Raw genomic sequence first — 25,822 nt, 5'->3', positions numbered from 1 at the left:
GTCAGGCGAAGGCGTCGGCAATGCGGGCACTGACGAAGACCTCGCCGTGACCCGAGGAAACGGACATGCTTGCCTATCGTGATGCCAAGACCATGGCAAAAGCCATGCGGGAGGCGCTTGCCGCCCGCGACCTGACGATCAGCCATGGCGAGGCCCTGGAGATCGTCGCGCGCCAGTTCGGACTGGCGACCTGGAATATCCTGTCGGCGAAGATCGAAGGGCCGCCAGCCCGGCAGGAGACGATCGTCTTCGAACGGACGGCGCCGATCGTGCGCATCTTCGACATTGCCAAGGCGCACGAATTCTATCTCGGCTACCTCGGCTTCGGTGTGGACTGGGAGCACCGCTACGGCGACAACTTCCCGCTTTATACGCAAATCTCGCGCGGCAACCTTGTCCTGCACCTGTCCGAACATGCCGGCGACGCGACGCCGGGTAGCAACATGGTCATCTATATGAAAGGTATCCGCGACTTCCACAGGGAGCTTGCGGCCAAGGACTACCGCTACATGAAACCCGGACTGGAACAGGAGGACCGACGGCTGACGGTCGAAGTCATCGATCCGTTCAGCAACCACATCCGCTTCATGGAGCTTGCCGGCGAATGAGCTGACAGGCGGCCGTCCCGCCGGCCGCCATCATATTATTCGTCGCCGAAAATACCGCTTGCAACTTGCAATCACATTGCTAAAAGATAACCACTTGCAAAATACAATCGGTTATCGAGGAGGCCTTCATGTCCAAGCTGCGTGTCAACGCTTTCACCCTATCGCTCGACGGCTATGGCGCCGGTACCGATCAGGACCTGCAAAATCCGCTCGGTGTCGGTGGGGAATCCTTGCACAAGTGGTTTGTCGACACCCGGACCTTCCGCGAGATGGTGCTCAAAAAAGATGGCGGCACCAACGACATCAACGAGGCGTTCGCGGCGCGCAGTTTCGAAAATGTCGGCGCCTGGATCCTCGGCCGAAACATGTTCGGGCCGATCCGCGGGGAATGGCCCGACGACAGCTGGAAAGGCTGGTGGGGCGACAACCCGCCCTATCACGTGCCGGTCTTCGTGCTGACGCACCACGAGCGAGCGCCCATCGCGATGGAAGGTGGCACGACCTTCCATTTTGTGACCGACGGCATCCATTCGGCACTGGAGCAGGCGAAGGCGGCGGCTGATGGCAAGGATGTGAGGGTCGGCGGAGGTGTCGCCACCATCCGGCAATATCTTCAGGAGAAACTGATCGACGAGATGCATCTGGCAATCTCGCCGGTGTTGCTTGGCAAGGGCGAGAACCTTTTTGCCGGCCTGGATATGGTGAAGCTCGGCTATCGATGCACCGAGCAGGTGGCGACGGCGCTTGCCACGCATGTGGTGATCAAGCGGGCGTGACTACAGCTCTTCCTCCCCCGTCACGGGGAGAAATGCCCGGCAGGGCAATGAGGGGCGGCGCTGACATTTGGAGACTAGCGGCTCCGGCGACGCAAGCAATCGTGTACGGTTGAAGAATGGCGAGACTCAACTTTCGAAGTCAGCGCCGCCCCTCATCCGCCCTTCGGGCACCTTCTCCCCTATAGGGACGGGGAGAAGGAAGAACCCCTCAATACTTCTCCGGCACGTAGAGCTCGTGTGGCAGGACCTGGCGCTCGTATTCGGGATTGAAGACGCGCTCCGGCAGAGTGATCTCCTCGTGCGGCACCTCTTCATATGGCAGCTGCTTGAGCAGATGGTCGATGCAGTTCAGCCGTGCGCGCTTCTTGTCGTTGCCCTCGACGATGAACCAGGGCGCCTCGGGAATGTTGGTGCGGGCGAAGGTCTCTTCCTTGGCCTTGGTGTACTGTTCCCAGCGCACGCGCGACTGCAGGTCCATCGGCGACAGCTTCCACTGCTTCATCGGATCGTGGATGCGCATCAGGAAGCGCATCTGCTGTTCCTCGTCGGTGATCGAGAACCAGTATTTCACGACAGTGATGCCAGAACGCACCAGCATGCGCTCGAACTCCGGCACGTCATGGAAGAACTCCTCGACCTGGTCGTGCGACGCAAAGCCCATGACCCGTTCGACGCCGGAGCGGTTATACCAGGAGCGGTCGAACAGCACGATCTCGCCACCAGCCGGCAGATGCGGGACGTAGCGCTGGAAATACCATTGCGACTTCTCGCGCTCGGTCGGCGCCGGCAGCGCCACGACGCGGCAGATGCGCGGATTCAGCCGCTGGGTGATGCGCTTGATGACGCCGCCCTTGCCGGCGGAATCGCGGCCCTCGAAAATCACCACCAGCTTCTTCTTGTGATAGGCGACCCAGGATTGCAGCTTGATCAATTCGGACTGCAAGGTGATCAGGTCGCGAAAATACTGCATGCGATCGATCGAAGGCGGATGCGCGTTCTTGTAGATCTTGGCGATTTCCATCGACAGCGCAGGCTCCGATATTTCGAGCTCGTAATCTTCGTCGAGCGTGTCGGCGAGCTCGGCTTCGAGCCAGTCCTTGGCAGGGGAATTCTGTCTTGGCTCGGTCATATCAGTCGCTCCGCTAGCAAGCCCTGTCGGTTCATGTCGGCACCCCAAACTGCTGACCCGCGGCCCGGAATGGAAACACCTTAGCCGAATTCAATATAGGCCGGCGGTGACGGTTTTATTGCAGCCCGAGCACGATTGCCGCCATCGCGGATTTGGCGAGGTCCAATCGATCCTTCGTCATTGCATGGCGACAGCCCGGCCGAATTGTCCTACAAATGCCGGGTCGCATTCCGGGCTGTCCTTGGTGGCGCCCCAATTCAACACAATCGCGAGGACTGACATGGAATACCGCACCCTTGGCCGTTCCGGCCTTAAGGTTTCGACACTGACTTTGGGCACCATGACCTTCGGCGGGACAGGCCCGTTCGCCGCGGTCGGCAACAGCGGCCTTGCCGAAGCCAGGCGCATGATCGACATGTGCATCGACGCCGGCATCAACCTCATCGACACCGCCAATGTCTATTCGAATGGCCTGTCGGAGGAGATCATCGGCGAGGCACTCGGCGGCAAGCGCAAGAACGACGTGCTGATCGCTTCCAAGGCACGCATGCGGATCGGCAGCGGACCCAACGACGAAGGCCTGTCGCGCCATCACCTGATCCGCGAATGCGAGAAGAGCCTGAAGCGACTGAAGACCGATGTCATCGACATCTATTTCGTGCACCAGTGGGACGGCCTTACGCCGGTCGAGGAAACGATTGCCGCGCTCGACACCTTGGTCAGCCAGGGCAAGGTGCGCTACATCGGCTGCTCCAACTGGTCCGGCTGGCAGGTGATGAAGGGGCTCTCGATCAGCGACAGCCGGCACCAGCAGCGTTTCGTCACGCAGCAGATCCATTACACGCTGGAGGCCCGCGAGGCCGAGTATGAACTGCTGCCGATCTCGGTCGACCAGGGCCTGGGCGTGCTGGTCTGGAGCCCGCTCGCCGGCGGATTGCTGTCCGGCAAATACCATCGCGACAGCCCGACGGCACGGCAGCTCGCCGGCTGGTCCGAGCCGCCGATCCGCGACGCGGACCGGCTCTGGCGGATCGTCGACGTGCTGGTCGAGATCGGTGGGGCACGCGGCGTTTCGGCGGCGCAGGTTGCGCTTGCGTGGCTGCTCGGTCGCCCTGCCGTTTCCTCGCTGGTCATCGGCGCCCGCAACGACGCCCAACTCAAGGACAATCTCGCGGCAGCAAGCCTGGAACTCAGCCCTGAGGAGCGCCAGCGCCTCGACGCGGTTAGCCGGCCGCCCCTGCTCTACCCCTATTGGCACCAGCAATTGACGGCGAAGGCGCGCTTTGGTGCCGCCGATCTCGTGATCGACCGCAGCGGCGTATAAATACGGGTTCTGACGAGAAGCCCGGCGGGCCCGAGCCCTCCGGGTCCCGCGTTTTGACGCAGGAATTGCTCATCCCATAATATAGCGCCAGACCTCGGCATCCGGTTTGATCTGGCCGCTCAGCACGAAATATTTGTAGAGCACCAGCAGCGAGATCGCCTGTTCGGTCTGTTCGTTGGCGAATGTCCGGCAATAGGCGTTCGCGGCCGCAATGATGCGGTCTGCCTCTGCCGGGTGCCGTTCGAAATAGGCTACATGTTCGGCAACATCGGAGAAATCAGCTGAAAGCGGCACATAATGGACATTGGCCTCGAGCTGCCGTTCCGCGAACCATGTCTCGTAAGTCGGCGGCGGCATCAGGCAGAGCGACTTCGAGTTCAAGATCCATTTGAGGTTGGTCGCCACGTCATTGCCTTCGAGCGAGACGATGTAGCGGTAGCGCTGGTGCTGGCCGATGGTGAGAAAGGGCTTGGCGTATTCGGCCGGAGCGTTCGGCTTGTGCGAACCGACATCGCAGAACGGCAGGTCGCGCACCGCTTGCAGAAACCGTTTCCTGATCGGATTGTTGAGATCGCCGCGCCAGACCACGCCCGGCAGCTTGTCGGCGAACGAGATGGCATCGGCCGGCATCTGGAAGTGACGAAACTTGTCGAGCTTCATGATGATCGCGTTCTTGTCGTCATCACGGATCGGCCGGTCCTTCACGATCGTAGGCACTTTCGGCACGTTCCTGACGTCGCCGAATTCGATGTCGATGAGCAATCCGGGATCGAAGTAGCGGGCGAATTCCTTCAGGTCGTAGTAGTACATGGTCGGCGTGAAGGGCAGCTTGCTGATGCGCACGGCATTCGAGCTTGGCGCGAAACCATCCTGCAGCTTGTTGTAATAGTTCAAGCGGCGGCACGCCGCCTCATCGCAAAGCCGGGCCTTTTCAAGGCGAACGGCCAGCCTGCGGCGGAACAAGGCTTGGGGAATGATATCGCGCGCGACGTTTCGCGCATAATAGAAAACCTTTGCCGACGTTCGCGCAATGGAAGCCATGGTTCACTTGATCAAAACAAACGGGCAGCTCTCAATACGCTGGCGCCCCGCGTTTCCTACATCATTGTGGCGGCCATCTGGCAAGCCCCTGCGGATCTGCGAGACCTCAGTCCGCGCACTGTCGCTTCAGCTGTTGTGTTTGACGGCTAATGCTCCTAGGCAGGGTCAGAGCCGCAAGGCAGGGCAAAAGGAGCCGATATGGCGCGAGCACCAAACTACGACCAGGAACGCAAGGAACGCGACCGGCAGAAGGCGGCGAAGAAGGCTGAAAAGCTGGCGGCCAAGGTTGCCGCGCGCGAACGTTCAAAGCCCGAGGCCGAGACCGAGACCGACACAGCGGAATGACGGCTAAAGGCCCGCGAATGCGGGCCCTTGCCTCAACCCACATCGCCCTGCGTCAGGCGGGCGCCTTGTCGCTGACAAAAACGTCCACTTCGCGTGCCGCGGCGATGAAGGCGCGCCGGGCGTTCATCGCCGGCTTGTCGCCGGCCAGCGCGTCGTGGCAGGCCTGGAGCGCCGCGCGATGCTTGGGACTGCGCTTGCCGGGCCAGCTGTTGAGCAGGTAATCGGAAGCCTCGCGGGCCGTGCGCAAGAGCTGAGTGCTTCCCGCCGTGACGGACTTGACGGTCACGGGTGTATCAAATCGGTTGTTTTCCATTGCCGCTCTTACGCCATCGGCATCCGCGAAGCGAGGCCGAAAGTGCGCGGCGGAGCTGGACGCGCTTTTTTGCCCGGCGAGTGCCCAGCCCGGACCGGCAGCGCTAGGCAGCAACGACGGCAAAGCCCCTGGCGCGCAGGCCGCGTCGGTCGTTGGCAAGCGACGTCACCAGCCGGTGGCGGCTGCCGCTGATATGGTCCGAAAGCCGGCGCGCCGCTTCATCGGCATCGCCAAGACGTGCCGCCGCCAGAATGGCCCGATGTTCGGCCCAGGCGCGGCCAAGCGCCGCTTCGTCACGCACCTCCAGCCAGCGGGCGCGCGACAGGCGCGTCATGGCATCGCGCACCGCCCGGAACAGGAATTCGTTGCCCGACAGGCGCGCCAGTTCGATGTGAAAATCCATGCCGACGCGATGCCATTCCTCTCGCGCGGTGTTTTCGTCGCAGGAATCGAGCATCGCCTCGATGACGTCGATGGCGCTCCCGTCGACGTGCGCGCATGTCAGCCGCAGGGCCGCGACCTCGACTGCCTCGCGATAGACCGCGATCTGCTCGAGTTCGGCGAGGTTAATGGGCGACACGGTCCAGCCGCGGCCATCCCTGCCCACAAGGCCCTCGGTTTCCAGGCGCAACAGGGCTGCCCTGACCGGGGTGCGCGAAGCGCCGAAGCGGCCTTCGATCCAACGCTCGGTCAATTTCTCGCCGGGGCCGACCTCGAGGCCGAGGATCATCTCGCGTAACTGCCGTTCGACATTCTGCATCTGCGACATTGGGCTGCCCTTTCTTGAAGCCGCATTGACAGCAGCAGGCATGAAGTTCATGACGGATACCAATTTGGTATCCCAAGATGGTATCCGCAACAAGCGCTGATATCGGGCAGGCAGGAAATGGCACAAGAACACACTCAAAGCGGCTACAACATCCACTGGCGGCGCAATCTCGCCGTCTGTTTCGCGGGCTCGTTCAGCACGCTCATCGCCATGACCCTGCTGTTGCCTTTCCTGCCGCTCTATGTCGAACAGCTTGGCGCGCAGGGCCATGCGGCCATCGTGCAGTGGTCCGGCATAGCCTATGGCGCGACGTTCTTCGCAGCCGCCTTGGTCGCGCCACTGTGGGGACGGCTGGGCGACCGTTACGGCCGGAAAGTGATGCTGGTGCGCGCCAGCTTCGGCATGGCGATCTGCATGTCCTTGACGGGCATGGTCGAGACGGTCTGGCAATTGGTGTTGCTGCGCCTGCTGATAGGCTTTGCCGGCGGCTATTCCTCGGGTTCGACAATATTGGTGGCCATGCAGACGCCCAAGGAGCGCTCCGGCTGGGCGCTGGGCGTCCTCTCCGCCGGGATCACGGCCGGCTCACTGGTCGGCCCCCTGCTTGGCGGCGCGCTGCCGCCGCTGATCGGCATCCGCACCACTTTCCTGTTGTCGGGCGGCGTCATCTTCCTCGCCTTCCTGGCGACGACCTTCCTGATCAAGGAGACCCCGCGCCCGAAGCCAGCCAATGCCGCCTCGACGGCAAAGCCGAAGAGTGGCTGGTCACAAATCCCCGACAAGCGCCCGGTGGTGGCGATGCTGACAACCGGCATGCTGCTCGCCTTCGCCACCATGTCGATCGAGCCGATCATCACCGTCTATGTGCAGCAGCTCATCGAGAACCAGAGCCGGGTGACAATGGTTGCCGGCGTGGTTATGTCGGCGGCCGCGCTCGGAACGATCCTGTCGGCCTCATGGCTGGGCAAGCTTGCCGACCGTATCGGCCATTGGAACGTCGTTGTCGGCGCCTTGGCCGTCTCGGCCCTGTTGCTCATCCCACAGGCATTCGTCACCAATGGCTGGCAGTTGATCGGTCTGCGCTTCCTGATGGGCCTGGCGCTTGGCGGCTTGCTGCCTTGCATCACCAGCGTCATCCGTCACAACATTCCCGACGGCGTCGGCGGCAACGTGCTTGGCTTGGCGATTTCGGCGCAGTATGTCGGACAGGTCGCGGGGCCACTGGCCGGTGGCTTCGTCGGCGGCCATTTCGGCATGCCGGCGGTGTTTCTCGGCACGTCGGTGCTGATGGCGGGCGGCGCCGTCTACAATTGGATTGTCCAGTCGCGGCGGACCCGGCATATGGCGCTGGAAGCGAGTGAGTCCTGAGGCAGCCTACCCCGAGAGGAAGCCAGCCGACATGAATGCCACCGAACCAACCAGCCGTCTCCTCGTGCTTGCCGGCGGTCTTGTCGGCGCGGCGGGCGTGGCGCTGTCGGCGGCCGCCGCGCACCGCGGCGGCGCCTTCACCGGCACGGCCGCGTCGTTCCTGTTGATGCACGCGCCTGGCTTCCTGGCCGTCGGCCTCATCGGCGCGAATCGCTTTCTACGGATCGCGAGCTTTGTCCTGCTCGCCGGGTTGCTGCTTTTCGCGGGCGATCTCCTCGCCCGCGATTTCCTGGGATCGAGACTGTTTCCGATGTCGGCGCCGATCGGCGGCACCCTGCTCATCGCCGGCTGGCTGGGGATAGCCCTTTCCGCCCTGGTACGTCCGCGTCCCTGAGGCCAGACGCGCCGAGATCAATCCCGGGAACGTTCGATGCGGAACCAGAGATCGCGATTGCGCGCGGCCGATTTCCTGCGGCGCCGCGCTTCCGGCCGCTCGGCCGCCGGCGCGATGCCCCAGTAGTTGCGGTAGATGTCCTCAAACAGGTGCTTGATGGGATGCATGGTTTTTCTCCCTTTAAATATTGAATCGATCCAATCGACCAACCGAAAATGTCGTGCCGATCAGTTGCGCTTGCGCTCCACGAGGAAGCGGAGATTGCGAACCCGTGGGCCGGCTCCCTCCTGGCGCCTAGATCTGCTGGCGCCCGACCCGATATCGTTGCGATAGATGTCTTCGAACAGATAGTTGACGGGATGCATGGCGCACCTCTCTAAAGTCATTTCGCGGAACAAATCCGCCATATTGGATCGATTCAAAAGTAGACTCTCAGGCATCTCCGGTCAAGCAAAATTTGAATCGATCCAACGAAAGTGCTAGATGCAAATCCGGAACGTGCTAAATGCATGTCAGGAGGCACGCACAATGGCGTCACTCACCGCAGGCAATCGAAGACCCGTCCGTCTGGCTGATATCGCCAAGGCCGCCGGGGTTTCGCATGGCACCGCATCCAATGTCTTCAGCCGTCCCGAGATCGTGCGCGACGAGGTCCGCGAACGGGTCAAGGCCGCGGCCGAGGCGATGGGCTATGGCGGGCCGGACCCCAAGGGTCGCTTGTTGCGAGCCGGCAAGGTCAACGCCATCGGCGTCGCCACCGCCGAGCCCCTCTCCTACTTTTTCGACGATCCCTTCGCGCGGGTCATGATGGCGAGCATCTCGCAGGCCTGCGACGCCACGGGAGCCGGTATCTCCCTGGTCTCGGCCGCCAACAACGAACAGCTTGCCTGGAACATCCAGAGCGCCCTGGTCGACGGCTTCATCGTCTTCTGCATCGAAGGCGGTTCGCGCCTGGTGGAACTGGCGCGTGAGCGCAAGCTGCCCTTCGTGGCCCTAGACCTGGACTCCCAAGATGGAGCGGTCGCCGCGATCGGCGTCGATAACGTCGCCGGCGCCAGCCTGGCAGCCCGCCATCTCACGGGTCTCGGACATCGCCGCTTTGCCGTTCTGGCGCTGTCTTTTGCCGACGGCAGCACGGGCCTCGTTTCACCCGAGCAGGTTCGCACCGCGACCTATGCGGGTACACGCGACCGGCTCACCGGCTACTTCCAGGAGCTTTCGCGCGTCGGTGTCGACACGTCCAGAGTGCCCGTCTACGAGACCGCCAACGATGCGGCGAGCACGAAAGCGGGGCTCGAAACAATCTTCGCGGCCAAGGAGCCGCCCACGGCCATACTGGCGATGTCGGACAAAATAGCCCTGGTGACGCTCGAATGGCTGAGCGCGCGCAAGCTCAACGTCCCCAACGATGTTTCCGTTGTCGGGTTCGACGGCGTGCCGGAAGCAATCGTGTCCGAGCCGCCCTTGACCACGATCGCCCAGCCGATAGCCGAGATGGGCCGCCTTGCCGTCAAGGCGATCCTGGAGAGCGACGGCAAGGTCAGCCGGCAGTTGCTGCCGGTCGAATTGATCGTGCGCGCCTCGTCGGCCGCACCGCGCGGCTGAACCGCCTGTCAGCGATTGGCCCTTGCCACGGCGGAGATGCCGAGAGAGACCGGCATGATATCCTTTGGCGTCGTGCGGACCTTGCCCGAGCCGCCGATGGTCGACAGCCACTCGAGATAGAAGGCCAGCGCGAACTGCATGGCGATGCCGGCCGACAGCAGCAGGCCGTCATAGGCAAGCCCGCCCGGATTGATCAGCTTCATCACCTGCGCGACCATGGCGATCACCGTGCCCGCGATGAACACCGGCAGCGAGCGTTTGCCCAGTATCGCCAGCGGATGGTCGGGGCTGGTGCGAAACAGGTTCGACAGCGCCGGCAAGGCGACGAAGAGGTAGCTGACCGCCAGGATATGCAGCAGCCGCGGCAGCGACAGGAACGTCTTGTCGAAACCGCCGATCACCACCGGCAGCTTGAACCACGTGATCTGTCCCCAGAGCGGACTGTGCACCCAGACCGATGCCGTCACCACATAGGCGACCGCTGAGCCGACCAACCACCGGTTGACCGGAATGACGCCGCCGCGCCTGACATGCAGCATGGCGGCGACGCCGATATTGAACAGGAACTGCCAGGACAGAGGATTCAGGAACCAGAATCCTGGCTCGGGATAATTCGGCGGGGCGATCTGCCAGATGCCGGCGACAAGCCACAGCACAGCGGACGCGACAAGCGCCGCGACGGGACGGTAGCTGATCAACAGGACGAAGGCCGGCGCCATCAGCAGCAGCGCGGCATAGACCGGCAGGATGTTGTTGTAGCCGAGCTGATGGCCGAGCGTGACGATGCCGACCAGCACTTCCGGCGTGTTCCTCATCAACGGCTCGATGTTGATCAGTTTCAGCAGGTCCGGCCGCTTGGTAAACACCGCCACGGTGCAGAACAAGGCGATCACCACCATCGTCGTGACGATATGGGCAACGTAGAGCATCCCTGCCCGTCGCCACATCTTCAATGTGGCCAGCAGCCTGCCGCCCGGCCGGAACTTGGTGCCGTAGGCGAGCGCCACCGAGATACCCGAAATCAGCACGAATGCCTCGGCGGCGTCGGAGAAACCGAAATTCTTGTAGGTCAGGGTCTCGAAGGCGGTGCCCGGCACATGATCGATGAAAATGGTCAGCAGCGCCAATGCGCGCAATACATCGATACGCGTGTCGCGGTCCGGGATACGCACATTGCGATCCGGGACACGCACATCGCGGTCTGACAAAACAGGGGTAGTCATCGACAAAAGGCCTCAAAGCTGATTGTTCATGTCCGGCAATGCCACCCCCGGCGCACCGCTTCGATTCCTCCCATACGGGAGTATATCGGCGCAGAAACGGGCTGGAATGCGCCTGGTTCAATCAACTTTCGCGGAGCACGAAAATATTGCGTTTTGAAGCCGGCAAAGTGAGCAGAACCTCATATAATCAAGAGGATGCGAGATGACTGGCGATCGCTTCGAAAACAGCCCGCTGCTTACCGATCTGGCCTTTCCCTATCGCTTTATGAGCGCCGGCAAGGACAGCCATGAATGCCTGTTCCTGCTGCATGGATCGGGGGTCGACGAGAGCACTTTGGTGCCGCTGGCAAGACGGATCGCGCCTGGTGCCAAGTTGGTCGCGGCGCGTGGCCGTATTCCCCAGGAGGACGGTTTTCGCTGGTTCGAGCGGATAAGCCCGACGCGCTTCGAACAGCAGAGCATCCTCGTCGAAACCGCCGCTTTCGCGGCATTCGCTAGCGAAGCCGCCAAGCGCCATGGGCTCGATCTCGATCAGACAACATTCCTCGGCTATTCGAACGGCGCTAACCTGGTCTCCAGCCTGATGCTGCTTCATCCCGGCATCGTCCGCCGGGCGGTGCTGCTGAGGCCAATGCCCGTGCTCGACCAGGTGCCCGCGACCGACCTCGCGCGAACACGGACGCTGATCATCGCCGGCGCTACGGACGAGACCTACGGCCCCTTCGCGCCGGCGCTGGTGACGCTGCTCAGCCGGCACGGCGCCGAGATCGACGCCCGGATCATTGCATCGGGCCATGAAATTGGCGATCCCGACGCCGCTATCGTCAGGCAATGGCTGGCGGGGTCGGCTGACGTGGCCTAGGCGGACCGGCCTTCGAACCGACCGCTGTCTCGGTCTGAAACGGCTGCGGTCCGTGCCTCTGCACAGGCAAGGAGCGCGGATGCTGAGGCCCTATCGTCCCATCCTGTTCCAGGCGTCGAGGCCAGCGATCTTGTAGGCTTCCGCCAACGTCGGGTAGTTGAAGGTGTTGTTGACGAAGAAGTCGACGGTGCCGCCAAGGTTGATGACCGCCTGGCCGATGTGGATCAATTCGGTAGCGCCCTCGCCGACGATGTGCGCGCCGAGCAGGCGCCGAGTCTCGATCGAGAACAACAGCTTCAGGAATCCCGTGTTGACGCCCATGATGTGGCCGCGCGACGTCTCGCGGAAGCGCGCGACGCCGACCTCATAGGCTGCGCCGCTCTCGCGCACCTGCTCCTCGGACAGGCCCACGGTGGAGATTTCGGGCACCGCATAGATGCCATAAGGGAAGGTTTCCGGCGGCGGCGGCAGCGCCACGCCAAAGGCGTGGCAGGCTGCCACCCTGCCCTGCTCCATCGAGGTCGAGGCAAGGCTGGGAAAGCCGATGACGTCGCCGGCGGCGTAGATATTGGGCGCGCTGGTCTGGAAGGTCTGCGGGTCGACCTTGATGCGGCCTCGGGAGTCCGCCTCAATGCCGACCACGTCGAGGCCGAGGCTACCGACATTGCCGGTGCGGCCGGCGGCGTAGAGCACGACCTCCGAGCGGATGGTGCGGCCATCGGCCAGCTCCACCTCGGCGGCCTCGGGCTTGGAGCGGATTTCCTTCACCGCGCTGCCCAGCCTTATCGTCATGCCGCGATCACGCATCTGGTGGATGAAGTCGTCGACGATCTCGCGGTCGACGAAATCGAGGATGGAATTGCGCGGCTCGACCAGCGTCACCGGCACGTCGAGCGCGGAAAAGATCGTGGCGTATTCGACGCCGATGACGCCGGCACCGATGACGGTGAGCGTGCGCGGCAGGCGGTCGAGCTCGAGCATCTCGTCGCTGTCGAAGACGCGGATCTTGTCGAAAGGCACGTCGCGCGGCCGGTGTGGCCTGGTACCGACCGCTATAAGCGCGTTGGCGAAGCCGACTTCGCTGTAATCGCCATTATCCGATGTCAGGCTGACCTTGTTGGGGCCGATGAATTTTACCGAGGCACGGGCATTCTTGACGGAATTGCGCATGAACTGGTGCTGCAGCACCTCGACCTCGTGATCGAGCGTCTTGTGCAGACGCTCGATCAGGTCGCCGACGGAGATGTCCTGCTTGACCCTGTAGCCGCGTCCATAAAAGCCGCGCTCGCGCCAGCCCGAAAGATTGAGTACGGTTTCACGCAGCGTCTTCGAAGGGATGGTGCCGGTGTGCACGGAAACGCCACCGAGGCGCCGACCACGATCGACCACCAGCACCGATTTGCCGAGCTTGGCCGACTGCACCGCGGCGCGGCGACCGGAAGGGCCGCTGCCGATGACCAGCATGTCGTAGTCCATATTGCCCCGTCCCTCTGCCCCTGAGCGCTTTGTTGCGCCGCAGCAAGCTAATGCCATCCGCACGGCAAATTCAACCGATTCGGATCGTGTCCCGTGTCGCTCGGTCGTTGCGCTTCGGAAAGCCCGACCTTGATCCGGACGACCTTGATTCCGACATGGGTCTTCACCATTTCATTGTCGAGCGGTCCGCACCCTATGTCGGGCCTTGTTACGAGGAAATGACATGAACGCGCGCGTTCTCGACGGTGAAATCATGAATACCCGGCTCGACGATGTCAGGGCCTATGAAGGCGTGCGCACGAGGCGCATCCTGGCCTTCGTGCTCGACTACATCATCGTCGCGCTGCTCACCATTCCCTTCGCCATACTGGTCTTCTTCCTCGGGCTCTTGACGCTCGGCGTGGGCTGGATGCTGTTTGGCGTCCTGGTGCCGGCCGTTGCCATCCTCTACATCTGGAATACGTTGGGCAGCGCCGACCAGGCCACCACGGGCATGAAGATGATGGGCATCCGCCTCGACCGCCTCGACGGCAGGCCGATCGACGGCCTGACCGCGGTCGTCCATTCCGTGCTGTTTTGGGCCGGCAATGTCATCCTGTCACCGCTGGTCCTGCTGGTGACCTTGTTCTCGGACCGCAAGCGGACGCTGCACGACCTTCTGCTTGGCACGGTGGTCAGCCGCACCGGCCGTTGACGGCGTTTCCACGAGGCGCCATAGCCGCATTGGTGCAAATGTGAAGGGGCTCGATCGCGTGCGCCTTCACAATCCTGTTGAATTTTTCGCCGGTCGGGCCAAAGGTAAGACGATTCGCAGGAGCGTTTCCCAGACTCGATGACGCAGCATCCAACCCAGTCGCCGCAATTCTTCCTGACCGCCCCGTCGCCGTGTCCCTATCTCGACGGCCAGTTCGAGCGCAAGGTGTTCACGCATCTGGTCGGCGACAAGGCGTCGGAGATGAACGACCTGTTGACGCAAGGCGGCTTCCGGCGGTCGCAGAACATCGCCTACAGGCCGGCCTGCGAGACCTGCCGCGCCTGCGTCTCGGTACGCATCCTCGCCCAGGAGTTCGCCCCCAGCCGCAACATGAAGCGCGTGCTGCAGCATAATTCCGACCTCGTCGGCGCCATGCACAATGCCGAGCCCTCGACCGAACAATATTCGCTGTTCCGCGGCTATCTCGATGCCCGCCACCGCCGCGGCGGCATGTCCGACATGACGGTGCTCGACTACGCCATGATGGTCGAGGACACCCATGTCGACACCAAGGTGATCGAATACCGGCGGCGCGGGCCTGATACCTTCATAACCGGCAAGGGTCAGGGTGAGCTCATCGCGGTTGCACTCACCGACAAGATGGCCGACGGCCTGTCGATGGTGTATTCCTACTTCAATCCCGATTTCGAGGAGCGTTCGCTCGGCACGTTCATGATCCTCGATCACATCGCCCGCGCCCGGGCGATGGGCCTGCCCCATGTCTACCTCGGCTACTGGGTCAACGGCTCGCGCAAGATGAATTATAAGATGCGCTTCATGCCGCAGGAGCATCTCGGCCCCAAGGGTTGGGAACGCTACACCAACGAAGCGGTTTCACGCTGAGTTTTTCCATCATCCACGCTTAAACTGTTTCAAGGCAGGAGATGCTGGTCTTTCAGCCGGTTGGCTGGAGAGAGTGCGCCATCGCACCGACCAGCCGTCGGCCTGCATTTCATTGCGAAAGCTCCTGCATGTCCTCTCACCATGATCACCAGAAGGGCCTTTTGATAACCGCTATCGGCGGACTGACGCTGACTGTCGACATACCTTTGATCCGACTTGCCGACGGCGGCGCATGGACGATCATGCTGCTGCGCACCGGCACCACATTCGTCGCGGCCATGGTCATCTGGTCGATCTGGCGGGCTCTGGACCGAAACGCTCCACAGCTTATTCCGGGCTGGTCCGGCCTGATCGTGGCGATCTGCTATGGGCTGACCGGGATCACCTTCGTCACCGCCGTCTATCACACCTCGACCGCCGATCTCGTGTTCATCCTGGCCTTCAACACGGTGTTCGCAGGGCTGTTGTCCTGGATATTCCTGCGCGAGAAGCCCCGGATGGTGACCATCGTGGCGATGCTGATCATGATTCTCGGCGTGCTGGTCATTGTCGGCGGGTCAGTCGGCACCGGCAAGCTGTTCGGCGACTTCATGGCGCTGTGCTCGGCCTTCTTCATCGCCGTGGCCATCACCATCTCGCGCGCCAGCGGCAAGGACATGGGATTCACCTCGCTGGTCGGCGTCCTCCTGCCGATGGCCCTGGCCGCCTTCATGGTGTCGGGCGAAGGCTTTCACGTGAATGCGCCCTGGTGGATCATCTTCAACGGCGCCGTCATCATGCCGATCTCGTTCTTCTGCCTTGCCGCCGGGCCGAAATACATTTCAGGGCCGGAAGTGGCGATGTTCTACCTGCTCGAAACCGTGCTGGCACCGGTCTGGGTATGGATGATCTTCGCCGAGACACCGACCCGCAACAGCCTGATCGGCGGCGCGATCCTGATCGTCACGCTGGTCGCCCATTCGCTCTGGCAGTTGCATGACGGGCGCAAGCGGCGGCCGGATCTTGCGGTGCACCATCCGGTTTAGGCGTGACGGCTTCGGGATCAGGCGCTGGCCTTCTTCGCCACGCCAGGTTCCGGGAGGACGTCGATCTGCGGACCGGCCTCGATCTCGGTCGCCGAGCCGGCGGCGGTCTCGTCGGACAGCTCCACCTCGCGCAGCCACTCGCGCCAGATGGCAACCAGCAGCGCCATCAGCACCGGGCCGATGAACAGACCAAGGAAACCCATGGTCTTGACGCCGCCGATCAGACCGAAAAAGGTCGGTAGGAAAGGCAATTTTATCGGTCCACCGACAAGCTTCGGGCGCAGCGTCTTGTCGACGATGAACAGCTCGACCGTGCCCCATATGAACAGCGCCAGACCGGCCATGGGTGAGCCGCTTGCAGCGAGGTAAATCGAGACAAGGGTGAACGACAATGGTGCGCCGCCGGGGATGAGCGCCATGACACCGGTCAGCGCGCCGAGCGTCACCGGCGACGGCACGCCGGCCAGCCAGTAGGCGATGCCCAGCACCAGCCCTTCGCCAATGGCGATGACCGTCATGCCGGTCACCGTCGAGGAAATCGTCGCCGGCACGACGCGCGAAATCCGCTCCCACCGCGTCGGCAGGATGCGTTCGCCGAGCCGGTCGATCTGGCCGGCGAAATGCTCGCCATCGCGATAGGCGAAGAACAGGGCGATCATCATGAACAGCAGCGTCAGGAACAGGCTGAAGGCACTGCCGCCGGCGGCGAGCGCGCCGCGATAGATGCTGCCGATATTGGCGCCGCTGACCAGCTGGATCAGTTCACCAATGCCGCCGGGATGCCCGAAATTGGTCGTCCATTGCTCATTCAGCCAATCGCCGATGACAGGCATGGTCGCTATCCAGTGCGGCGTCACCGCACCATGCCGGTTGGTCTCGATCGCCCACGCCACCCACTCGCGCACCTCGTTGATGGCGTAGGTGCCGGCAAGCGCGATCGGTATCACCAGAAAGGCGAGGATGAACAGGATGGCGAAAGTGGCGGCGACGGTTCGGTTGCCGCCGACGCCAGCCAGCAGCCGCGTGTAAAGCGGCCAGCTGGCGAAAGCGATGACCAGCGCGGCGAGCACCGGGAACAGAAAGCCGTGGAAGAAATAGACGCCGGCGGCGACGATCAGCACCAGGAGCCAGCGCGCCGCCGACAAGGGCGGAATTACAGCCGACTGCAGCGGCGTCGACAGGCCGAACAGGCGCTGCTGCCGTTCCGGTTTCTGGATCCTGGATTCCTTCAAACGCCCGTCTCTCCCAAACACCCTTCCCCTTTATGCACCGATATAGTGCAGCAATCGTGACGATACTCCAAATGATTGGGGCCGGCAGGCCAGAGGGGGGCGCCGGACATAAGGCGCCAGCCTGTTCTGCTCAAAGCAGGACGTCGCGTCCGGTCGACCCGGTCCCCCTGTCGCTTTGGCGACATCTCCCCAAAGGGGAGATCAGGCGCTACCCAAATTTGCCCGTCCTCGGGAAACCCTTCGGCACCATGCGCCCGGCAGACGCTCGGGCGCCTATCCATTCAGCGAGTTCCTCGCGCGACCTGGTGAAGGTGCGGTCTGCCGAATCCTGCCAGGACAGGCCCGTTTCCAGCGTGAACGGCTTGAGATCGAGCAGGCCGCCATCCTTGTATTTCTGCAGCCGCACGCCCTTGCCGCGGCTCATCTCCGGAATTTCGGAGAGCGCGAACACCAGCATTTTCCGGTTCTCACCGACGATGGCGAGGTGATCGCCACTGACCGGGATGCAGCGCTTGGCTTCGTCCGGCGCCTTGACGTTCATCACCTGCTTGCCCTTGCGGGTGTTGGCGACGACTTCCTCTTCCTGCACGATGAAGCCGTTGGCGTCATATGAGGCCAGCAGCAGCTTGCGCTTGGGATCGTGGACGAAGGCTGTGACGATGTCCTGATCGTTGTCCATGTCGACGATGATACGGATCGGCTCGCCGTGGCCGCGCCCGCCCGGTAACCGGTCGGCGCCGATTGTGTAGAACTTGCCGCCGGTGGTGAAGACCAGCACCTTGTCGGTGGTCTGGGCATGGAAGGCGAGCTTGAGGCTGTCGCCTTCCTTGAAGGTCAGCGTCGAGAGATCGGCCAGATGCCCCTTCATCGCCCGTAGCCAGCCTTTTTCCGAAACGACAACGGTGACCGGCTCGCGCTCGATCATGGCGTGGGCGATATCGGTCAGGTCGTGCTCGGGCGCATCGGCGAACTGGGTGCGGCGCTTGCCGAGTTCCGTCTCCCGACCGAATTTGTCGCGGATGCTGGTGACTTCCCACTTGATCGTCGCCCACTGCTTGGCATCGGATGCCAGCAGCGCCTCGATCTGCTTTTTCTCGGTGGTGAGGCCGTCGAATTCCTTGCGGATCTCGAATTCTTCCAGTTTGCGCAAAGCGCGCAGGCGCATGTTGAGGATGGCTTCGGCCTGGGTGTCGGTGAGCGACCAGCGGGCCATCATCACCTGCTTGGGCTCATCCTCCTCGCGGATGATCTTGATCACCTCGTCGATGTTGAGATAGGCGATCAGGTAGCCGGCAAGGATCTCCAGCCGTCTTTCGATCTCGCCGAGGCGATGTTTCGAGCGGCGGATCAGAACGTCGCGGCGATGGTCCAGCCATTCCTGCAGCACGCCCTTCAGCGACAGCACATTGGGCACCTTGCCGCGCGACAGCACGTTCATGTTGAGCGGAAAGCGGCTTTCGAGCTCGGTGAGCTTGAACAGCGATTCCATCAGGATGCCCGGGTCGACCGAACGGCTCTTCGGCACCAGCACGACGCGGATGTCCTCCGCGCTTTCGTCCCTGATGTCCTCGAGCAGCGGGAGCTTGCGCGCCATCAGGAGCTCGGCGATCTTCTCGATCAGCCGCGCCTTCTGCACGCCATAAGGGATTTCGGTGACGACGATGCTCCAGGTGCCCCTGCCCTGATCCTCCTGGATCCACTTCGAGCGGACACGGAAACCGCCACGCCCTGTCTCATAGGCTTCGAGGATGGAGGCGCGGCTGTCGACAATGATGCCGCCAGTGGGGAAATCCGGGCCCTGGACGAAATCCATCAGCTTGGCCACCGGCGCATCCCGATGCTCGATCAGGTGCAGCGCGGCATCGCAGAGTTCGGCCGCATTGTGCGGCGGGATCGATGTCGCCATGCCGACCGCAATGCCGGACGAGCCGTTGGCAAGCAAATTCGGGAAAGCGCCGGGGAGCACAACCGGCTCCTCGTCTTCTTCATTGTAGGTCGGCCGGTAGTCGACGGCGTCCTCGGTGATGCCGGCGAGCAGTTCGGTCGCCACGTCGGTCATGCGCGCTTCGGTGTAGCGCATGGCGGCGGCGTTATCGCCGTCGATGTTGCCGAAATTTCCCTGCCCGTCGACCAAGGGATAGCGCATCGAAAAATCCTGCGCCAGCCGCACCAGCGCGTCATAGATCGACTGGTCGCCATGCGGATGGAACTTGCCCATCACCTCGCCGACGATGCGGGCGCATTTGGCGAAGCCCTGGTCGGGATTGAGGCGCAGCAGGCGCATGGCATGCATGATGCGGCGGTGGACCGGCTTCAATCCGTCGCGAACGTCGGGCAGCGCGCGGTGCATGATGGTCGACAGCGCATAGGCGAGATAGCGCTCTTCCAGCGCCTTCTTCAGATCGACCGGTTCGATGTGATCGCCACCGCCATCGTCAGGCGGCAAAAGCCTTTTTCCCATGGGGCTGGGACTAGCCGAGCGGGTGATTCGCGGCAAGAGGCGCACACGGGAGCAGTCGATTTACGCCTATTCTGCAACAGAAAACAGCAAGGCCGAGCTTGCCGACCAACATCAATCTGTTACACGCCACATCTATTGCGAAGCACGACACCGCTCTACGGCCCGACCTTCATGCCAAATTCACTGCATTCTCCAATAGCGTTTGGATCGGGTTTGCCTTTCATCGCGATTTTCGACCATTGTGCCGGGACACGCCTTTTTCCCGTCCAGTTCGTCACGGAATGGTGATGGCGCAAAGAATTGAAAAATAATTTCAGGACACTCTCAGGGACCTCGCGATGACAATCAAACGCTCAACTCTCCGGAAATTCGCTCTTTCGACCTTCTTGTTCACCCTGCCGCTGAACGCGGCCCTTGCCCAGGACGCAGCTGTCGCCGACCGGCTAAAGGCGACGCTTGCCGCCCAGGGCGTCGACATCTCGTGGACCGGCGTCACCGGCGACAACACCAGCATGGTGCTGCAGGGCGTTGCCATCAAGCCGGCGGCGGAGAAGGAAGCCCTCACCATCGGCGACGTGAAACTCGAGAACGTCACCGAAGCCAATGGCGGCTACGACATCGGCACGGTGTCGACCTCGGCCTTCGAACACAGCAAGGACGGCGTCACGCTCAATCTCAGCCCCTTCGTCATTCATGACATGACGGTTCCGGCCGACGGCTCCACCGGCCCGCTGGGCTCACTGATGATGTACAAGTCGGCTGAACTTTCCAACATGACGGTCAAGGTCGCCGACAAGACCGCCTTCTCGATGGACGGGCTTGCCATCCAGATCACGCCGCCGGCGGACGGCAAGGCGATGGAATTCACCGGCAATACGGAGAAATTCTCGGCCGATCTGTCGCTGGTCGACGACCCGAAGTCCAAGGAAGTCATCGACGCGCTCGGCTACCAGAACATCTCAGGCAATTTCGCAGTGGCCGGCAACTGGCAGCCGGCGGACGGCAAGATGGAGCTGTCGAAATACGACATCTCCGTCGAGAATGCCGGCACGCTCGGCATGACCTTCGACCTCGGCGGCTACACGGTCGACTTCATCAAGTCGCTGCAGGAGATGCAGAAGAAGATGGCCGCTCAGCCTGCAGGCGCCGACAATTCAGCACAAGGCATGGCCATGCTCGGTCTGTTGCAGCAGCTGTCGTTCAACAGCGCCTCGATCCGCTTCGACGACGATTCGCTGACCGGCAAGGTGCTGGACTATGTCGGCAAGCAGCAAGGCATGTCGGCCAAGGACATTGCCAACCAGGCCAAGGCGATCGTGCCGTTCGGCATGGCGCAGCTCAACAATCCGGAATTGACAGCGCAGGTGACCGCGGCGGTCAGCAAGTATCTCGACGATCCGAAGAGCCTCGAAATCTCGGCCGAACCGCCGGCATCGGTGCCGTTCGCGCTGATCATGGCGGGCGCAATGTCGAACCCGCTCGACCTGCCAAAGACGCTCGGCGTCAGCGTCAAGGCCAACGAGGACTGATCGAAGCGATCTCAAGACACGAAAATAGCCCGGCATCGCTGCCGGGCTATTTTTTTGGATTATCGAATCGAAAGAATCGGTTCGGACGGCTCTTTAAAGTGCCACCTTCATCTCGCGATCAGGCGTCCTTCTTGGTCGGCGCGACACGCAGCGCCAGTTCGCGAAGCTGCTGCGGCGAGGCTTCCGAGGGCGCGTTCATCAACAAATCATAAGCCTGCTGGTTCATCGGGAACATGGTGATCTCGCGCAGGTTCTTGGCGCCGACCAGCAGCATCACAACGCGGTCGATGCCGAATGCCGCCCCGCCATGCGGCGGTGCGCCATACTGGAAAGCGCGATAGAGCCCTCCGAATCGTTCTTCGACTGTCTGACTGTCCAGGCCAACCATTTCGAAAGCCTTGACCATGGTCTCTGGCAGGTGGTTGCGGATACCGCCTGAGGCGATCTCGAAGCCATTGCAGACGGCGTCGTATTGAAACGCCTTGATGCCGAGTGGATTCTCGCCGTTCAGCGCGTCGATGCCACCTTGCGGCATCGAGAACGGGTTGTGGGCAAAGTCGATCTTCTTCTCCTCTTCGTTCCATTCGAAGAACGGGAAGTCGACAATCCAGCACATCTCGAAGCGTTCGCGGTCGACGAGGTTCAGCTCCTCGCCGGCACGCGTGCGCGCGGCACCGGCAAAGGAAACGAACTTCTTCGGATCGCCGGCGACAAAGAAGGCGGCGTCGCCATCGGCAAGGCCGAGTTGCTGGCGGATGGCCTCGGTGCGCTCCTCGCCAATGTTCTTGGCAAGCGGGCCGGCGCCCTCGAGCTTTTCACCTTCCTTGCGCCAGAAGATGTAGCCAAGCCCCGGTTGGCCCTCGCCCTGCGCCCAGGAATTCATGCGGTCGCAGAAGGCGCGGCTGCCGCCGGTCTTGGCCGGAATGCCCCACACCTCGGCCTTCGGGTCGTTGGCCAGGATGTTGGCGAAGACCTTGAAGCCGGAATCGCGGAAATGGTCGGAGACGGCCTGCATCTCGATCGGGTTGCGCAGGTCGGGCTTGTCGGAACCATACTTGCGCATGGCGACATCATAGGGGATCCGCGGCCAGTCCTTGGCGACGGGCTTGCCGTTGGCGAAAGCCTCGAAAACGGAGGTCATCACCGGTTCCATGGTCGACAGGACGTCATCCTGCTCGACGAAGCTCATTTCGAGGTCGAGCTGGTAGAACTCGCCGGGCAGACGGTCGGCGCGCGGGTCCTCGTCGCGGAAGCAGGGCGCGATCTGGAAATAGCGATCGAAGCCCGACACCATGATCAACTGCTTGTACTGCTGCGGCGCCTGCGGCAGCGCGTAGAAGGTGCCGGGATGAATGCGCGACGGCACCAGGAAGTCGCGTGCGCCTTCGGGTGACGAGGCGGTGAGGATCGGCGTCGAGAATTCGGTGAAGCCGACATCGGTCATGCGCTTGCGCATCTCGGCGATGATCTTGGTGCGCGCCACGATGTTTTTGTGCAGCGTGTCCCGGCGCAGGTCGAGGAACCGATACTTCAGCCTGATGTCTTCTGGATAGTCGGGCTCGCCGAACACCGGCAACGGCAGTTCCTTGGCCGCCGACAGCACCTCGATCTCACGGGCGAAGATTTCGATCTCGCCGGTCGGCAGGTTGGCGTTCGTGGTCTCGGGCAAGCGCGCCTTGACTTCGCCGTCGACGCGGATGACCCATTCGCCACGCACGGTCTCGGCGACCTTGAAGGCCGGCGAATCGGGGTCGGCGACGATCTGGGTCAGGCCGTAATGGTCGCGCAGGTCGATAAAGAGCAGGCCGCCATGGTCGCGCACGCGATGTACCCAGCCCGACAGGCGAACGGAATTGCCGACGTCGCTCTTGCGCAATTGGGCACAGGTATGGCTGCGGTAACGGTGCATGGTCATAGGTACAAGTCCGGGGTGCTGGGTTGCGGCCGAAGCATCAAAGCCCGGCCCAAAATTTGCGCGAAAAGCGCATGAGAGGCCGGATTTGTCAAGGCGAGCGCCCATGCCTGTCTCTCACCCCACCCGCGCCCCTGGCCTCATCGAGCCAATGCGGGTTCGCCAGTCACGCAACGTCCAGTCACCCAACCTCATGCGCCACCATCCTCTGACCAATTGGTCGGACTGATCGATGCGTTAGCTTCGGCAAAGGATTTTGCCGGCAACATTGCCGCTGGCGTTGATCGTGGCAATGGTTCAAGAAGGGATCACCGATACGTGATCGCCTCTTTTCATGTCCTCCATCCGCCCGCTGATCCCGCTTCTTCTCGCCGCAGGCATCCTGCTCGGCGGCAATGGGCTACAGAGCACGCTCATTGCGCTACGAGGCGCGCAGGAGGGGTTTGCCGCTTCCGACATCGGCCTGATGGGGACCTTCTATTTCGCCGGCTTCCTGCTCGGCTGCCTTGCCATCACCCGCATGATGAAAGCGGTCGGCCATATCAGGGCGTTTTCGGCGCTTGCCGCGATCGCCTCGGTCGGCACCTTGCTGCTGGTTCTGGTCCTCGATCCGTGGATGTGGTGCGCGGTGCGTTTTGCCGGCGGCTTCTGTTTCGCCGGGCTGTTCACCATCGTCGAGAGCTGGCTGAATTCCGGCGTCACCAACAAGGACCGCGCCCGCGTGCTGGCGATCTACCGGATGGTCGATACCGGCTCGGTCACCGGCGCGCAGTTCCTGATCCCGGTCTTCGGCGCCGGCGGCTTCACCATCTTCGCCATCATGTCGATCATGATTACGCTATCGCTGGTGCCGGTCTCGCTCGGCGACCGTTCCAACCCGACTCCACCGGAGGAGGTCAAACTCGACCTCGCGCGCGTCTGGCGTATCTCGCCGCTCGGCTGCTTCGGCTGCATTGCCGTGGGCGTCACGAACAGCGCCTTTCGCACGCTGTCGCCGGTCTATGCCGAGCAGATCGGCATGTCGGTTGCCGATGTCGTCACCTTTGTCAGCGTCGGAATCTTCGGCGGCGCCATCATCCAGTATCCGCTAGGCTACCTCTCCGACCGCTGGGATCGGCGCCGGGTGCTGTTGATGACGACGTGCTGCGCGATGCTCTCGGCCTTAGCGCTGGTGTTCATCGCCGGCAGCAACCCGCTGCTCAATTTCGTCATCATCTTCATCTTCGGCTGTTTCGCCATGCCGCTCTATTCGCTGTCGGCGGCACATTCCAACGACCGCGCCGACACCGGCGAGTTTGTGCTGATCAATGCGGCGCTGATGCTATTCTATTCCTTCGGCGCCATCGGCGGCCCTTTCGCCGCGTCAACGGTAATGCAGCATTTCGGGCCGAGCGCCCTCTTCGTGTTCAGCGCCATGGTCTATGCGATTTTCATCGCCGTCATCCTCTACCGCATGCAGGCGCGTTCGGGCGTGCCCGCGGGCAGGCGCAGCCGTTTCACCGCGCTGCTGCGCACTTCCACGGTTTTCGCGCGGCTGGCGAGGCGGAATGGTGATTCGGACGGCCCAGGAAGCTCATGATGGCGGGGCCAAAGCTTGACGAAAGCCTCCCCGGCTGAAATCTAGGAAGACCTTACTCCTGCCAAAAGCGATTTGATGCACGTCATCACCACCCAGAAAGAACTCGAGACCGTTCTCGCCGCTTTCGAAAAGTCGGATTTCGTTACCGTCGATACCGAGTTCATCCGCGAAACGACCTTCTGGCCGATCCTGTGCCTGATCCAGATGGCGGCCCCCGGCGTGACGGCGCTGATCGATCCGTTGTCGCCGGACATCGACCTGAAGCCCTTCTTCAGGCTGATGGCCAACGAGGCGGTGGTGAAAGTCTTCCATGCCGCCCGGCAGGACATCGAAATCATCGTCCATCTCGGCGATCTCGTTCCGCATCCGGTGTTCGACACGCAGGTCGCGGCGATGGTCTGCGGCTTCGGCGACAGCGTTTCCTACGACCAGCTGGTGCAGCGCATCACCGGTGCGCGGCTCGACAAGTCGTCGCGCTTCACCGACTGGCGCCACCGGCCGTTGTCCGACAAGCAGCTCGACTACGCCCTGGCCGACGTTACCCATCTGATCGAGGTCTATCGGCACCTCAATGCCGAATTGAAACGGGAGGATCGCGCCCACTGGCTGAACGAGGAGATGGACGTCCTGACCTCGCGCGAGACCTACGATCCGCACCCCGAAGATGCCTGGAAGCGGCTGAAGATGCGGCTGCGCAAGCCTCAGGAATTGGCCATCGTTCAGGCCGTGGCTGCATGGCGCGAGCGCGAAGCGCGCGAGCGCGACGTGCCGCGCGGACGCGTACTCAAGGACGACGCGATCTACGAGGTGGCGCAGCAGGCTCCGCGCGACGCGGCGGCCCTTGCCAAGCTGCGCACCACGCCCAAGGGCTGGGAGCGCTCCTCGACGGCGACGGCCCTGCTTGCGGCGGTCAACACGGCGCTGGCGCTGCCCAAGGAGCAGATGCCGAAGCTGCCGAAGAATTTCCAGCCGCCCGAGGGCTCGAGCGCCGCGGCGGAACTGTTGAAAGTGCTGCTCAGGATCGTCGCCGAAAAGCAGGGGGTGGCGTCGAAAGTGCTCGCCTCCAGCGACGATATCGACCGCATCGCGGCCGAGGGGGAGGAAGCCGATGTGCCGGCGCTGCAAGGCTGGCGGCGCGCGGTGTTCGGCGAACAGGCGCTGAAACTGGTGCGCGGCGAGATCGGGATAAAATTCGACAAGCGCAAGATCGCGGTGTTCGATCTGTAGCGACATGCCCGCCCCGCCTTGCGGAGC

At 62.5% G+C, this 25,822-nt stretch carries 24 protein-coding genes; 14 read left to right on the top strand and 10 right to left on the bottom strand.

All coding sequences use genetic code 11. The annotated features are described in order from the left end of the window. Positions 1-65: 65 nt before the first annotated feature. Both A3AU_RS0103145 and A3AU_RS0103140 read left to right on the top strand, forming a co-directional pair. Positions 66-608 (top strand): glyoxalase superfamily protein, encoded by a 543-nt coding sequence (locus A3AU_RS0103145; protein WP_027051505.1) that lies wholly within the window; start codon positions 66-68, stop codon positions 606-608. A 128-nt stretch (positions 609-736) separates the two neighbouring features. After that, a complete protein-coding gene (locus A3AU_RS0103140) occupies positions 737-1,384 on the top strand; it encodes a dihydrofolate reductase family protein (RefSeq protein WP_027051504.1) in 648 nt (215 codons plus the stop codon). Positions 1,385-1,592: 208 nt separating this feature from the next. Here A3AU_RS0103140 and ppk2 read toward each other — a convergent pair whose 3' ends face one another. Continuing rightward, positions 1,593-2,513: a polyphosphate kinase 2 gene (gene ppk2, locus A3AU_RS0103135; RefSeq protein WP_027051503.1), complete on the bottom strand. Its 921-nt coding sequence runs from the start codon at positions 2,511-2,513 to the stop codon at positions 1,593-1,595. Positions 2,514-2,793: 280 nt separating this feature from the next. On the opposite strand from ppk2, the gene A3AU_RS0103130 reads away from it, so the two are divergent. Next, the gene (locus A3AU_RS0103130; protein ID WP_027051502.1) at positions 2,794-3,837 is read left to right on the top strand and encodes an aldo/keto reductase; all 1,044 of its coding nucleotides are present in this window, start codon (positions 2,794-2,796) and stop codon (positions 3,835-3,837) included. A gap of 69 nt (positions 3,838-3,906) precedes the next feature. Here the strand turns inward: A3AU_RS0103130 and A3AU_RS0103125 are convergent, their stop codons facing one another. Then, on the bottom strand, positions 3,907-4,878 hold the full coding sequence (locus tag A3AU_RS0103125; RefSeq protein ID WP_027051501.1) for a glycosyl transferase family 90: 972 nt from the start codon (positions 4,876-4,878) through the stop codon (positions 3,907-3,909). A gap of 198 nt (positions 4,879-5,076) precedes the next feature. Between A3AU_RS0103125 and A3AU_RS1000000139690 the strand changes: the two genes are divergently transcribed. Further along, a complete protein-coding gene (locus A3AU_RS1000000139690) occupies positions 5,077-5,223 on the top strand; it encodes a hypothetical protein (protein WP_081294369.1) in 147 nt (48 codons plus the stop codon). A gap of 52 nt (positions 5,224-5,275) precedes the next feature. Here A3AU_RS1000000139690 and A3AU_RS0103115 read toward each other — a convergent pair whose 3' ends face one another. Together A3AU_RS0103115 and A3AU_RS0103110 are read right to left on the bottom strand one after the other, a co-directional pair. Beyond that, entirely contained in the window at positions 5,276-5,536 is a 261-nt protein-coding gene (locus A3AU_RS0103115; protein ID WP_027051500.1) for a DUF982 domain-containing protein, read from the bottom strand. Between the two features lie 103 nt (positions 5,537-5,639). Beyond that, positions 5,640-6,305 (bottom strand): GntR family transcriptional regulator, encoded by a 666-nt coding sequence (locus tag A3AU_RS0103110; protein WP_027051499.1) that lies wholly within the window; start codon positions 6,303-6,305, stop codon positions 5,640-5,642. Positions 6,306-6,422: 117 nt separating this feature from the next. Here A3AU_RS0103110 and A3AU_RS0103105 point away from each other — a divergent pair, with 117 nt between their 5' ends. Then, positions 6,423-7,673 (top strand): multidrug efflux MFS transporter, encoded by a 1,251-nt coding sequence (locus tag A3AU_RS0103105; RefSeq protein WP_027051498.1) that lies wholly within the window; start codon positions 6,423-6,425, stop codon positions 7,671-7,673. 31 nt (positions 7,674-7,704) lie between these two features. Beyond that, positions 7,705-8,067: a DUF423 domain-containing protein gene (locus tag A3AU_RS0103100; RefSeq protein WP_027051497.1), complete on the top strand. Its 363-nt coding sequence runs from the start codon at positions 7,705-7,707 to the stop codon at positions 8,065-8,067. 17 nt (positions 8,068-8,084) lie between these two features. Here the strand turns inward: A3AU_RS0103100 and A3AU_RS1000000139685 are convergent, their stop codons facing one another. Then, positions 8,085-8,234 carry a hypothetical protein gene (locus A3AU_RS1000000139685; RefSeq protein ID WP_081709434.1) on the bottom strand — a complete coding sequence of 50 codons (150 nt, stop codon included), beginning with the start codon at positions 8,232-8,234 and terminating at the stop codon, positions 8,085-8,087. 361 nt (positions 8,235-8,595) lie between these two features. On the opposite strand from A3AU_RS1000000139685, the gene A3AU_RS0103085 reads away from it, so the two are divergent. Beyond that, a complete protein-coding gene (locus A3AU_RS0103085; protein WP_027051496.1) occupies positions 8,596-9,672 on the top strand; it encodes a LacI family DNA-binding transcriptional regulator in 1,077 nt (358 codons plus the stop codon). Positions 9,673-9,680: 8 nt separating this feature from the next. Here A3AU_RS0103085 and A3AU_RS0103080 read toward each other — a convergent pair whose 3' ends face one another. Further along, positions 9,681-10,895 carry an OpgC family protein gene (locus A3AU_RS0103080; protein ID WP_027051495.1) on the bottom strand — a complete coding sequence of 405 codons (1,215 nt, stop codon included), beginning with the start codon at positions 10,893-10,895 and terminating at the stop codon, positions 9,681-9,683. Positions 10,896-11,097: 202 nt separating this feature from the next. Here A3AU_RS0103080 and A3AU_RS0103075 point away from each other — a divergent pair, with 202 nt between their 5' ends. Further along, positions 11,098-11,757: an alpha/beta hydrolase gene (locus A3AU_RS0103075; protein WP_027051494.1), complete on the top strand. Its 660-nt coding sequence runs from the start codon at positions 11,098-11,100 to the stop codon at positions 11,755-11,757. Positions 11,758-11,847: 90 nt separating this feature from the next. Here A3AU_RS0103075 and sthA read toward each other — a convergent pair whose 3' ends face one another. Next, positions 11,848-13,233 (bottom strand): Si-specific NAD(P)(+) transhydrogenase, encoded by a 1,386-nt coding sequence (sthA, locus tag A3AU_RS0103070; protein ID WP_027051493.1) that lies wholly within the window; start codon positions 13,231-13,233, stop codon positions 11,848-11,850. Between the two features lie 223 nt (positions 13,234-13,456). Here sthA and A3AU_RS0103060 point away from each other — a divergent pair, with 223 nt between their 5' ends. The 3 genes from A3AU_RS0103060 to A3AU_RS0103050 all read left to right on the top strand — a co-directional run bounded on the left by A3AU_RS0103060 (position 13,457) and on the right by A3AU_RS0103050 (position 15,855). Further along, positions 13,457-13,927 (top strand): RDD family protein, encoded by a 471-nt coding sequence (locus tag A3AU_RS0103060; RefSeq protein ID WP_027051492.1) that lies wholly within the window; start codon positions 13,457-13,459, stop codon positions 13,925-13,927. A 138-nt stretch (positions 13,928-14,065) separates the two neighbouring features. Continuing rightward, positions 14,066-14,830, top strand: coding sequence for an arginyltransferase (locus tag A3AU_RS0103055; protein ID WP_027051491.1), 765 nt, complete (start codon positions 14,066-14,068; stop codon positions 14,828-14,830). Positions 14,831-14,958: 128 nt separating this feature from the next. Continuing rightward, positions 14,959-15,855 (top strand): DMT family transporter, encoded by an 897-nt coding sequence (locus A3AU_RS0103050; RefSeq protein ID WP_027051490.1) that lies wholly within the window; start codon positions 14,959-14,961, stop codon positions 15,853-15,855. A gap of 17 nt (positions 15,856-15,872) precedes the next feature. Here A3AU_RS0103050 and A3AU_RS0103045 read toward each other — a convergent pair whose 3' ends face one another. Both A3AU_RS0103045 and parC read right to left on the bottom strand, forming a co-directional pair. Next, positions 15,873-17,087, bottom strand: a complete 1,215-nt coding sequence (locus tag A3AU_RS0103045) for an AI-2E family transporter (protein WP_027051489.1) — start codon at positions 17,085-17,087, stop codon at positions 15,873-15,875. A gap of 208 nt (positions 17,088-17,295) precedes the next feature. Further along, entirely contained in the window at positions 17,296-19,548 is a 2,253-nt protein-coding gene (parC, locus tag A3AU_RS0103040; protein WP_027051488.1) for a DNA topoisomerase IV subunit A, read from the bottom strand. A gap of 338 nt (positions 19,549-19,886) precedes the next feature. Between parC and A3AU_RS0103035 the strand changes: the two genes are divergently transcribed. Beyond that, entirely contained in the window at positions 19,887-21,077 is a 1,191-nt protein-coding gene (locus A3AU_RS0103035) for a hypothetical protein (protein WP_027051487.1), read from the top strand. 118 nt (positions 21,078-21,195) lie between these two features. Here A3AU_RS0103035 and aspS read toward each other — a convergent pair whose 3' ends face one another. Then, on the bottom strand, positions 21,196-22,986 hold the full coding sequence (aspS, locus tag A3AU_RS0103030; protein WP_027051486.1) for an aspartate--tRNA ligase: 1,791 nt from the start codon (positions 22,984-22,986) through the stop codon (positions 21,196-21,198). A 337-nt stretch (positions 22,987-23,323) separates the two neighbouring features. Between aspS and A3AU_RS0103025 the strand changes: the two genes are divergently transcribed. Further along, complete coding sequence (locus tag A3AU_RS0103025) at positions 23,324-24,568, top strand: MFS transporter (protein ID WP_027051485.1); 1,245 nt, start codon at positions 23,324-23,326, stop codon at positions 24,566-24,568. A gap of 75 nt (positions 24,569-24,643) precedes the next feature. After that, on the top strand, positions 24,644-25,795 hold the full coding sequence (gene rnd / locus A3AU_RS0103020; protein WP_027051484.1) for a ribonuclease D: 1,152 nt from the start codon (positions 24,644-24,646) through the stop codon (positions 25,793-25,795). Positions 25,796-25,822 lie beyond the last annotated feature (27 nt).

The organism is Mesorhizobium erdmanii USDA 3471 (assembly GCF_000472705.1).
GTDB classification, from domain to species: domain Bacteria; phylum Pseudomonadota; class Alphaproteobacteria; order Rhizobiales; family Rhizobiaceae; genus Mesorhizobium; species Mesorhizobium erdmanii.
This window is presented reverse-complemented; position numbering and strand designations above follow the sequence as displayed.

Excerpts from the sequence above, each read along its gene's own strand:
- A3AU_RS0103145 (WP_027051505.1), top strand. The coding sequence starts at position 66 with ATGCTTGCCTATCGTGATGCCAAGACCATGGCAAAAGCCATGCGGGAG.
- A3AU_RS0103140 (WP_027051504.1), top strand. The coding sequence starts at position 737 with ATGTCCAAGCTGCGTGTCAACGCTTTCACCCTATCGCTCGACGGCTAT.
- ppk2 (WP_027051503.1), bottom strand. The coding sequence starts at position 2,513 with ATGACCGAGCCAAGACAGAATTCCCCTGCCAAGGACTGGCTCGAAGCC.
- A3AU_RS0103130 (WP_027051502.1), top strand. The coding sequence starts at position 2,794 with ATGGAATACCGCACCCTTGGCCGTTCCGGCCTTAAGGTTTCGACACTG.
- A3AU_RS0103125 (WP_027051501.1), bottom strand. The coding sequence starts at position 4,878 with ATGGCTTCCATTGCGCGAACGTCGGCAAAGGTTTTCTATTATGCGCGA.
- A3AU_RS1000000139690 (WP_081294369.1), top strand. The coding sequence starts at position 5,077 with ATGGCGCGAGCACCAAACTACGACCAGGAACGCAAGGAACGCGACCGG.
- A3AU_RS0103115 (WP_027051500.1), bottom strand. The coding sequence starts at position 5,536 with ATGGAAAACAACCGATTTGATACACCCGTGACCGTCAAGTCCGTCACG.
- A3AU_RS0103110 (WP_027051499.1), bottom strand. The coding sequence starts at position 6,305 with ATGTCGCAGATGCAGAATGTCGAACGGCAGTTACGCGAGATGATCCTC.
- A3AU_RS0103105 (WP_027051498.1), top strand. The coding sequence starts at position 6,423 with ATGGCACAAGAACACACTCAAAGCGGCTACAACATCCACTGGCGGCGC.
- A3AU_RS0103100 (WP_027051497.1), top strand. The coding sequence starts at position 7,705 with ATGAATGCCACCGAACCAACCAGCCGTCTCCTCGTGCTTGCCGGCGGT.
- A3AU_RS1000000139685 (WP_081709434.1), bottom strand. The coding sequence starts at position 8,234 with ATGCATCCCATCAAGCACCTGTTTGAGGACATCTACCGCAACTACTGG.
- A3AU_RS0103085 (WP_027051496.1), top strand. The coding sequence starts at position 8,596 with ATGGCGTCACTCACCGCAGGCAATCGAAGACCCGTCCGTCTGGCTGAT.
- A3AU_RS0103080 (WP_027051495.1), bottom strand. The coding sequence starts at position 10,895 with ATGACTACCCCTGTTTTGTCAGACCGCGATGTGCGTGTCCCGGATCGC.
- A3AU_RS0103075 (WP_027051494.1), top strand. The coding sequence starts at position 11,098 with ATGACTGGCGATCGCTTCGAAAACAGCCCGCTGCTTACCGATCTGGCC.
- sthA (WP_027051493.1), bottom strand. The coding sequence starts at position 13,233 with ATGGACTACGACATGCTGGTCATCGGCAGCGGCCCTTCCGGTCGCCGC.
- A3AU_RS0103060 (WP_027051492.1), top strand. The coding sequence starts at position 13,457 with ATGAACGCGCGCGTTCTCGACGGTGAAATCATGAATACCCGGCTCGAC.
- A3AU_RS0103055 (WP_027051491.1), top strand. The coding sequence starts at position 14,066 with ATGACGCAGCATCCAACCCAGTCGCCGCAATTCTTCCTGACCGCCCCG.
- A3AU_RS0103050 (WP_027051490.1), top strand. The coding sequence starts at position 14,959 with ATGTCCTCTCACCATGATCACCAGAAGGGCCTTTTGATAACCGCTATC.
- parC (WP_027051488.1), bottom strand. The coding sequence starts at position 19,548 with ATGGGAAAAAGGCTTTTGCCGCCTGACGATGGCGGTGGCGATCACATC.
- A3AU_RS0103035 (WP_027051487.1), top strand. The coding sequence starts at position 19,887 with ATGACAATCAAACGCTCAACTCTCCGGAAATTCGCTCTTTCGACCTTC.
- aspS (WP_027051486.1), bottom strand. The coding sequence starts at position 22,986 with ATGCACCGTTACCGCAGCCATACCTGTGCCCAATTGCGCAAGAGCGAC.
- A3AU_RS0103025 (WP_027051485.1), top strand. The coding sequence starts at position 23,324 with ATGTCCTCCATCCGCCCGCTGATCCCGCTTCTTCTCGCCGCAGGCATC.
- rnd (WP_027051484.1), top strand. The coding sequence starts at position 24,644 with ATGCACGTCATCACCACCCAGAAAGAACTCGAGACCGTTCTCGCCGCT.